Origin of the sequence: Enterococcus sp. DIV2371 (genome assembly GCF_050498525.1) — a bacterium.
Classification (GTDB): domain Bacteria; phylum Bacillota; class Bacilli; order Lactobacillales; family Enterococcaceae; genus Enterococcus_B; species Enterococcus_B mangumiae.
Genome location: NZ_JBIPAJ010000003.1, coordinates 1 through 4,226, shown reverse-complemented (window position 1 = coordinate 4,226; position 4,226 = coordinate 1). Strand labels below are relative to the sequence as shown.

At 38.5% G+C, this 4,226-nt stretch carries 7 protein-coding genes; 6 read left to right on the top strand and 1 reads right to left on the bottom strand.

What is annotated here, in order from left to right; translation table 11 throughout:
• The 6 genes from IGL24_RS15430 to mobV all read left to right on the top strand — a co-directional run.
• Window positions 1-199, top strand: a 199-nt coding sequence (locus tag IGL24_RS15430; protein ID WP_429968528.1) for a hypothetical protein, incomplete at its 5' end; no start/stop codon positions are given.
• Window positions 200-368: 169 nt separating this feature from the next.
• Window positions 369-539, top strand: coding sequence for a transcriptional regulator (locus IGL24_RS15425; RefSeq protein WP_104890216.1), 171 nt, complete (start codon window positions 369-371; stop codon window positions 537-539).
• A 75-nt stretch (window positions 540-614) separates the two neighbouring features.
• Window positions 615-1,301 carry a Rep family protein gene (locus IGL24_RS15420; protein WP_207699585.1) on the top strand — a complete coding sequence of 229 codons (687 nt, stop codon included), beginning with the start codon at window positions 615-617 and terminating at the stop codon, window positions 1,299-1,301.
• Complete coding sequence (locus IGL24_RS15415) at window positions 1,294-1,557, top strand: hypothetical protein (protein WP_207699586.1); 264 nt, start codon at window positions 1,294-1,296, stop codon at window positions 1,555-1,557. Before IGL24_RS15420 ends, IGL24_RS15415 begins: the two co-directional genes overlap by 8 nt.
• A gap of 125 nt (window positions 1,558-1,682) precedes the next feature.
• On the top strand, window positions 1,683-2,114 hold the full coding sequence (locus tag IGL24_RS15410; protein ID WP_429968527.1) for a helix-turn-helix domain-containing protein: 432 nt from the start codon (window positions 1,683-1,685) through the stop codon (window positions 2,112-2,114).
• Window positions 2,115-2,377: 263 nt separating this feature from the next.
• Window positions 2,378-3,634 carry a MobV family relaxase gene (gene mobV / locus IGL24_RS15405; RefSeq protein ID WP_429968526.1) on the top strand — a complete coding sequence of 419 codons (1,257 nt, stop codon included), beginning with the start codon at window positions 2,378-2,380 and terminating at the stop codon, window positions 3,632-3,634.
• 417 nt (window positions 3,635-4,051) lie between these two features.
• Here the strand turns inward: mobV and IGL24_RS15400 are convergent, their stop codons facing one another.
• Entirely contained in the window at window positions 4,052-4,150 is a 99-nt protein-coding gene (locus tag IGL24_RS15400) for a type I toxin-antitoxin system Fst family toxin (RefSeq protein WP_113993924.1), read from the bottom strand.
• Between the last annotated feature and the right edge of the window lie 76 nt (window positions 4,151-4,226).

Here is a 4,226-nt window from a genome sequence, read left to right as displayed (position 1 = left end):
AAATTTAACAGCCCCTTCTAACAGGCGGTTAAATGTACATAATATGTACACCCCCTTAAAAATCGCTTGCGATTTTGCCGAGCGGAAGCGCTGGAAAATTTTTGAAAAAAATTTGGAATTTGGGACAACTGGGGGGCGAGGAAGCGAATTTTGCTTCCGTACTACGACCCCCCTTATAGTGCCGAGTGCCAAATTTTAAGTTTAGACCTTTTCACCCTTACTGCCACAAGGGATAAAGGCGTGTCTGGGTGTCCCAACAAAATCCCAACAAAGTACCAACACTTTGGTTTTTATATATAGTTGCGCATATTTTAATATAGTTGTATAATGATGTAGAATTATGATGAATAGAGCGAGGAGTGAAATCTATGGCTAGGGAAAATAAAGATACGGAATTTCAAGTTGTTACTATTCGTGTACCGAAAAATATGTACTCTGAATACAAAGAAATTCTTCAAAAAGAAGGCAAAATCGTAACTTATGATGTCCGAAATTATATGCAAAGTGTAGTTGAAAAAAACAAGAAAGGGGAAAAATGAGCATAAAAAAAGAGCGTCCTGGCAAAAGACCGCTCTGTGCAAAAAATGCTTTATTTTCTAAGGGTATTATACTATATGGCTACTGATAAAACAAAGGTTAAAGCTAGAAATTTCGCATTTATTATCTATCCTGAAAGTATTCCCGAAGACTGGCAAGAATGTCTAATTAAGTTAGGTGTTCCTATGGCAATTAGTCCTCTACATGATTTGGATGAAACAGAACGTAAATTTGAAGATATGTCTGAAAATGAAAAGGCTATTGTTAGAAATGGTGGGAAAGTTTTTAAAAAACCGCATTATCATGTATTGTATATTGCACGAAATCCTGTGACTGCTGAAAGTGTAAGGATAAAGGTAAAACGTGCATTAGGTAACAATTCTATTTCTCATATTGAAATCGTGGATAGTGTTGAATATTACTTTCAATATCTGACACATGAAAGTTCTGATGCCATTAAGAAGAATAAGCATAGATACGATAAGAAAAATATTGTCTATATCAATGATTTCGATATTGACCGATATGTGACTCTTGATGAAAGTGAAAAACGTGAATTGGCAAATTTGATTTTTGCGCTTATTCGTAAATATCAGCTTGAAAATATTATTGATTTGTATGAGTTTGTAGAAGCACGTGGTGATGACTATGGGCTTCCTAGTATGAATCAAATTAATGATGTTGTTTCAGCTAAAGCTGGGCTTTTGCGTTTATACTTTGATGGGAATTATCAACGACGTAAAAGAGGTGTCAAAAATGATTGAATATGAAAAAACGGTAAAAATCGAATTATTGAATGAGTTGTCAAAAGGTGTAACTGCAAGACTAATTGCGTATCTTTCAAGAAAAAATATTCCAATCGATACACCGAATAATTTTTATGTCTTACTGTACCAGCAATTCAAGGAAATGCTGAATCTCGATTTATTTCAGTTGCCGTCTGAAGAGTTGGAAAATATAGAGAAGTATTGGCAGTTGATGAATGAGTTGTTACCCGAAATTGGGGTAACGCAAAAATAAATAGGGGCTTACACCCGCCGACTAAAACAGGAAGTAAGCCCCAAACAATCCGAAGAGATTGCTAGTTTATTCTAGCATATTTTGTATGGGGCTTCTAAATAAAAATCTTATTTGGAGGTCATATTATGACAGAATCAATGCAAAGCGTAGGAATCAGAATCAAGGAACTAAGAGAGAAACAAAGCCTGACAAGGCAAGATTTAGCAAGTTATATCGGACGTGATATTTCTGAAAAAGAGGTACAAGCTTGGGAAGAACAATCAGTCTTTCCTGGTTTTGAAAAATTTGATGAGTTAACGGACGTCTTGGGTACGTCGCTTGATTATCTGCTTTCTGGAAAAAAAGAACATGATCAACAGATTTATTTCTTGCCTGATGTGCTGGAAGAAATCGAAGAAAAGCTTCAGGAATCGGAATTATCAGAAAGAGAAAAGAACAAGTATCGTTTGATGTATCGGCAATTCGTTGCAATTATGGAAATGGCAATCGAGCAGCCGAAAAGGGTTGAATCATTCGTTGAATCCATGGCGCAAACTTGGCGCATGATTCAGGAATGATAAGGCAACAGTCGAAAGGCTGTTGCTTTTTTTGTTGCGTAAGCGAACAAAAAAAGGGGGCTTGGGTTTTTGACGGAGTGAAAAGTGGAGTTTCTGCGAAGGCAGAAATGACAGTTTGAGCGCAGGCAATCGGTCGCCTTCAGGCGAACGACAACCCTCGGCAGAGCGTGTCCATACGAAGTATGGTATAACACGCTATACCAAATTTGTTTTGGCTCTCGCACCATGATATGATGAACGCATCAAGTTTAGGAGGGCTGACGATGGCTCACGTACAAAAATTTACAAAAGGAGCGGTTGGCGGTCTTTCCATTCACATTGAACGGAAAACCTTGAACCACTCAAACAAGGATATTGATGTGGACCGAACAGAAAAAAACTATGATTTGTGTGACAAAGACGGTGATATGAATGCTCGGCTTTCTGAACGCTTAGACGAGGTTCATTGTCTGAATCGGGCAGATGTAAAAGTCATGGCTGATTGGGTTGTCACGCTTCCTGAAGAATTGAAAGGAGCGTCTGAAGGGTCGCAAAAACGTTTCTTTGAGGAAACATATGATTTTCTTGCGGATCGTTATGGTGAGAAAAATGTCCTTGCTGGTGTCGTACACAATGACGAAAAAACACCGCATATGCATTTTTCTTTTGTTCCTGTGACCTTTGATGAAAAGAAACAGCGTGAGAAAGTATCTGCCAAACTAGTGTTGAACCGCAAAGAATTGCAGACGTTCCACCAAGATTTAGACCGACACTTAAAGGAAAAAATACCAGAGATTTATCAAGGCGGTATTTTGAACGACAAGACCTATCCAGTGAAAAACGTTGAAGAATTAAAGCGTTTCTCAAAAGATTTAGAACGTGATATTAGTCAAGTGAGAGCGGAATTAACAAGTAAAAATAAGTCATTGCAAAAGAAAGTAAAACAAGTAAATGCTCTAGAAGGAAAAATGGAAAGTGTGCATGACACGCAAAAAAAGCTGATTGATTTTGAGAACAAACTGTCTCGAACGCTTACTGGCAAGCGTGTAGTGAGTAAAGAAGATTTTCAAAAGTTACGGCAGTTCGTGGTTGGCGTTGAGAAGAAGGCTGCTAAGACTTTGCAAGAAAATCATAAGCTGGAGCGGAAAAACGAGAAGCTATCAGAGGAGAATGGGAAATTAAAAAAAGAAAACCAACAAGTGGCGAAACGTCGTGATGAGTTGATCTCGGAGAAAAAAGATTTAGAAGGCCGTTTTGATGGCGTGAGAGACGATTCTAGGGTTTTTGAAGATAAACTAAAGGAATTAGGACATGACCCTTCTAAAATGCCTGAAATCGAATATGAGGGGCGTTTGGTCATGAGTAAACTTGAGCGTGGTATTAAACCAAAAAACAAAAAGGTTGCGGAAGAATGGTTGGACACTCTGAAGGAAAACAAGAAAAAAGGTTTGATACAAGGCAATCGTTTAGAACAATTTATGGAGCAATTAAAGGCTATGATTGATTCGTTCCTAAGCAAAATAAAAGGGTTGGCTAGATGATTTTATGTCTTGGTGTCAACATGTCATGAAAAGCTCTATTTTGCGTTCTGAACGGTTTTAGCGTTTATTTCGTTTAGTTATCGGCGCAATCGTTAAAACACGTTAGAGGAGCGAGAATGGAGCCTGTAAGGCGACTGGTAGCGGAACGGTCGTGTTAGATTGTGAAAGCCGATAGCTGAATGAAATAAACAGCGGGTTCGCCCTTCCATTTCGGCAGGAGGAGGCTCAAGGGGTTTGGGGAATGACATTCCCCAAGGTCTTGTGTCTTTGATTTTTTAGTTATTGCTTGTTATAATAGCAGTGTGGAAACGTGATGAGTTTTTGCAAGAGAACACAAAATCCCAACCTATGTCCGTAGGTTGGGATTTTTTTGCGCTTGTGGTGGAAACAAACGTGTGGATTAGAAAGCAACTTGCTTTAGTTATCGTCTTTCTCGTCTAACCAGTGAGAAATTAGTTCGATGACTAACCCTACAAAAAGTGGTGCGATAACTAACGTGATGAGTTTTTCTAGCAAAGAGAACACCCCCTTTCGGGGCAAGTTGCCATGTGTGATTATAGCATATCTTTTTTTTCTTTGAGAATGAGTGGGA